This is a genomic window from Colwellia sp. E2M01, from assembly GCF_018860585.1.
In the GTDB taxonomy this organism is placed as follows: domain Bacteria; phylum Pseudomonadota; class Gammaproteobacteria; order Enterobacterales; family Alteromonadaceae; genus Colwellia.
Genome location: NZ_JAHKPR010000055.1, coordinates 41,449 through 46,638, shown reverse-complemented (window position 1 = coordinate 46,638; position 5,190 = coordinate 41,449). Strand labels below are relative to the sequence as shown.

The 5,190-nt window shown below is 34.0% G+C and carries 1 protein-coding gene; it reads left to right on the top strand.

What is annotated here, in order from left to right; all coding sequences use genetic code 11:
• The first annotated feature begins 214 nt into the window (after positions 1 to 214).
• A complete protein-coding gene (locus KO502_RS11720; protein WP_216022753.1) occupies positions 215 to 5,125 on the top strand; it encodes a response regulator in 4,911 nt (1,636 codons plus the stop codon).
• Positions 5,126 to 5,190 lie beyond the last annotated feature (65 nt).

Genomic DNA, 5,190 nt, shown 5'->3' with positions numbered 1-5,190 from the left:
GAGTGGGAAAGAACTTAATCAACTTGGTATAACTGCTTTTTCTTCTTAAATTCAAATATTAATGGCTTAAATTTACTCAACCTCAGTTGCTTAACTTCACTTGCCATAATTAAAGTGTCTGAGCTTGAGCTGTTTAATTGATATGTTTATGATTTTCTCTAGCAGTGAAGTCGAAGCTTAAAAATAATATAACCCTTTTCGTGGAAGTAACTTTATGTCGTCTACCGTCAATATTGACTCAAAATCCTCTACAAAACAGACGACCCCCTCACCACATAGCGAGTCATCAAACCTCCTAGTAGCCAGTCAAAATACTTGGTTATACATCATAATCTTTGTATGTTTATTACCAACCATATTTAATTTAACTGGTATTGACTTCTCTTCTTCTGTCGAGCCTATTCTCATTGATGAAAGTAATAAACTACTTATCATTTCAGGTACCTTACACCACACAATTTTAGAGTGGACAGCTGTTATAGTGGCAATACTAACTTTTGTTTTAGCTATTGCTCATTATCGAATACACCATGATATTGTTATCCCTATTATGGGAGTTGCCATTTTATGTACCAGCGCCATTGATACTTTTCATATTTTATCTGCAACTCACATGATTGCAGCTAAAATAACAGAAGCAGATTTTGCTCCACTTACTTGGGCATTATCACGTATTTTTAATGCCGGTATTGTTATCATTGCAACCTTCCTCTGCTTTATGATTTACAATAAAAAACAGAGCAAAAAACTATTAACACAAAGTACAGCATCATTAAGCCAGTTTAATGAAAGTAAGGCCTTACTGTTAATCACCTTAGGCTTTATAACGCTTACCGTCATTTGCTTATATTTGGTGATTAATAGCACCTCATTACCACAAACATTATTCCCTAATGCTGTAGTAACCCGTCCATACGATGTACTTCCTCTCGGCCTATTTATTCTTGCTGGTAGCTTGTTTATAAACTTATATAATAAGTATCCAAGCCTTGCAAAATACGGAATATTACTCAGTATTATTCCGGAAATAACCTCACAACTACACATGGTATTTGGCTCATCGGCTCTTTTCGATAATCATTTTAATATTGCTCATACCTTAAAAATTACTGCTTATGGCTGTGTTTTTATCGCCATATTATTTGATTTAAAAGAGTCACCTAAATTGAATAGCGCGAAAGATGAAGATGTAAATACAACTACTCTGTCAACCGACGAACTGTCAACCGACAAAGTAATAACTCAACGCAGTGTCAATAATGAAAAACTATTAAACGTTGGTTACGCAAGATACTCTATTAGTGTACAGATTCCTGTTGCTGCTTTTATTTTAGTGGTTAGTGTTACTACATTAGTTAGTGTTTTATTTTATTTTGAAACAGAGCGCTTATTAAGCCAAAAAATAATTAACGAAGTAGCAATAGAAAGTGAGCTTGTTGAACCTCTGATTGAGCAGCTATATAGCAAAGCATCTTCCGATGTATTGTTTTTAAGCCAAACACCACCTATTCAAGGTATATTAAAGGCCTCTTTTGAAAACGATATGGCCAATAAGAAAATTTGGCAACAACGTTTAGAGCAGATTTTTAGTCAATTTATTTCTCACAATAAGTTTTATTACCAAATTCGTTATATTGGCTTAGATAATAATGGTAAAGAGCTTATTAATATACGTAACGATAAACCAGAACTCGTTACTGCAAACGCTGCTTTACAAAATAAAAGTGAACAACCGTACTTTGATCGTGTATTGAATAAGCATTCAGGCGAAGTTTATTTTTCAAAAGTAGAATTAGCTAAAAGCCACGGTGAGGTTGAAATTCCATACAAAGCGACACTGCGTGTTGCAACTCCTATATACAATAACAACACAGGCCAAGCTTTTGGCTTTGTTATTATTAATATTGATTTTGAAGCCTATATAAGCAGTCTCAAAAAGAATAGCTTAAGCCAACTTTCATTTTATTTAACAAATAAAGAGGGGGATTTTATTAGCCACCCCGACAGTAACAAAGAGTTTGGTTTTAACTTAGGAAAGCGTTATTTAATTCAAGATGAATTTCCCCCTTTAGCCCCCATTATAAAAGATAATATTAAGATATTTAGTATTGGCAACATGGCGATTAAAGACAAACAATATTTAGGACACTACCATAGAGTTAACATTGATGATTTCGACAGTGTTAATCAAATAAATTTATTAGTCCTAAAAGATCGCAGTGAAATAGAAAGTATGCTTGCCGATAATAGGATGCGAAGCTTCTTACTTGGTACTACGTTAGCTGTTATTTCATTAGCTATTGCCATTATGGTTGCTCGAAGAATTTCAAACCCTTTAAGTCAGATCACCCAAAGCATTAAAAATTATGAACAAACCAATAACTTAACTAACTTGCCAATAAATAGCAGAACAGAAATTGGCGTACTTTCTCGTAGTTTTCATAATTTATTTACCGAAATACAATTAATCTTACGTGCTCAAGAAAAAGATCAACAAACTTTACTCGAAGTGAACGAACGTATAAGTCTAGCAACCGATGCTGCTGAAATAGGCGTTTGGCAATATGATATCTTAAATAACAAGCTATCTTGGGATACATGGATGCATAAGCTACATGAAACGGATCCTACCACCTTTCAAAATAGCATTACGGATTGGGAAAAATCTGTCCATCCAGATGATTATGATACGGCCCATAAAACCTTTATCTTAGCCATAGAAAATAAAACTAGCTTAGATGCTAATTTTAGAATAATTACGCCAAGCGGCACCATAAAACATATAAAAGCTATCGGGTTAGTTAAACTGAATGAGCAAGGAATACCTGTACAAATAACAGGGGTAAACTTTGATGTTAGTGAGCGAGTTATGGTAGAGCAAGAGCACATTAAAGCAAAAGAAATTGCAGAGGATACCGCTCGTCATAAAGCTGAGTTTCTCGCTAGTATGAGCCATGAAATTCGTACCCCGATGAATGGTATTCTCGGCATGCTAGGTTTACTACTTAGAAATGAATTAACTGATGATCAAAGACATAAGGTACAGTTAGCTAATTCAAGTGCGCAAGCCCTACTTTTACTCATCAATGATATTCTTGATTTCTCTAAAATCGAAGCTGGAAAACTTGATTTAGAAGTGATTGACTTTGACTTGCGTAAACTGTTTGGTGATTTTACAGAGTCACTCGCATTAAAAGCACAGCAAAAAAATATTGAACTCATATTAGATAGTCGCGATATAAATCACAGCCATGTCAAGGGCGACCCAGGCCGTATTAGACAAATACTTAATAACTTGATCGGCAATGCTATTAAATTTACCGACTCTGGTGAGATTTTAATCACCGCAGGTTTAAGCGAAAAAAATGAAAAGCTAATATTAAACTGCAGTGTTAGCGATACCGGTATAGGTATTAAAGAAAACAAAATCCCTTATTTATTTCAATCCTTTACACAAGTGGATGCATCAACAACTCGCAAATATGGTGGCACCGGCCTTGGTTTAGCTATTTGCAAACAGTTATGTCAATTAATGCAAGGAGATATGCAAGTTGTTAGCACATTAGATCAAGGCTCTACTTTTTCATTTACAATCAATTTAGAAAAAAGTGAAAAATCGCGTCCTGTGCTACCTGATGTTGATATCACCCAAGTCTCGATATTACTTATAGATGGTAACCAAACAAACCGTAGAGTATTAAAGGAGCAACTAGAGCAATGGGGAGCAACAGTCCTTGAGGCTGATTCAGGCCAAAAAGGTTTCGCATTATTAGCAAAAAACAACGAGAGTAGTCATTTTACTAAGGGTGAGACCAGCACTAATCAAACAGTGATTGTTAATAGAAGTCCTGCAATCAATATTGTTTTTATTAATAAATATCTCGCTGACATGAGTAGTGAGATAATCGCTCAACAAATAACAATCAATAACAATTTAGATGATATTAAATTTGTAATGATGACCTCGATGGCTGATAACGAGGATGCTGAATATTTTGCACGTTTAGGTTGTGCTACTTATTTTCCAAAACCGGTTATCACCAAAGATTTATTTAGAGTCTTAAATATTTACTGCTCTAATAAGGATGATATAGAGCCAAATAACCTAGCTAAAAATCACGCGTCTAAAAACCACACAGATAAAAATAATAGTGATAAAAAGAAACAAGAAATGCATTTAACCATCGCAAATACCCACAATAACAAAGCGTCCCATCATGATACTAGCGAAGATAATGTTTTTAATCAGTGCAAAGTATTACTTGTTGAAGATAATCGTATTAACCAAGAAGTAGCTAAACATATATTGGCCGAATTTAATATTCAGGCTGATATAGCCATTAATGGGCTAGAAGCTTTAAATGCAATATCTGCAACAAAAAACACTACACCTTACGATATTGTTTTAATGGATTGCCAAATGCCTGAAATGGATGGCTACGAAGCGACAATTGCGATACGTAATGGTGATGCTGGTATAGAAAATAAAACAATCACAATTATTGCGATGACCGCCAACGCAATGAAAGGTGACCGTGAAAAATGCTTAGACTCAGGGATGACAGATTATTTAAGTAAGCCAATAGACCCAATAGAAATAAAAAATAAGCTATTACAATACTGTCCAACAACGATAAGTGTTCAACCTTGCTCAACCGAAAAAATAATGAACAATGATAATAATGTAGTTCAAAATAACCAACAACAAAAGCAGCTTAATGTTATTCATCCTGACAATAAAAAAACAGATGAAAATCAGGTAACAAGTGAAAACGAAGCATTAATAATATGGGACAAATTAGCATTTAATAAACGCCTAAATAATAACAAAATGATTGAACATAAATTGATAGCGCTATTTTTAGAGGAAGCACCAAAACAATTGATTGAATTAGAAAGTAGTATTAAAAATAATGACAACAAATTACAACACGACATTAGCCACAAATTACAAGGTATGTCGGGTAATTTAAGTGCGCAAGCGTTACTTAAAGTAACCAAAGATTTTAATCAATATGTTAAAACGACAACCCCTGAGCAAGATCAAATAAACACCTTATTCAAGGCTGTTCAATTAAGCTATATTGAACTAGAAAAACTGTTACAAGCGACTTTAAAGGCATAATATTTATCAACAGTAAGCTTAATATTTAGCAGTAAGTTAAAGTTGAAAATTAATACCAATTTGAT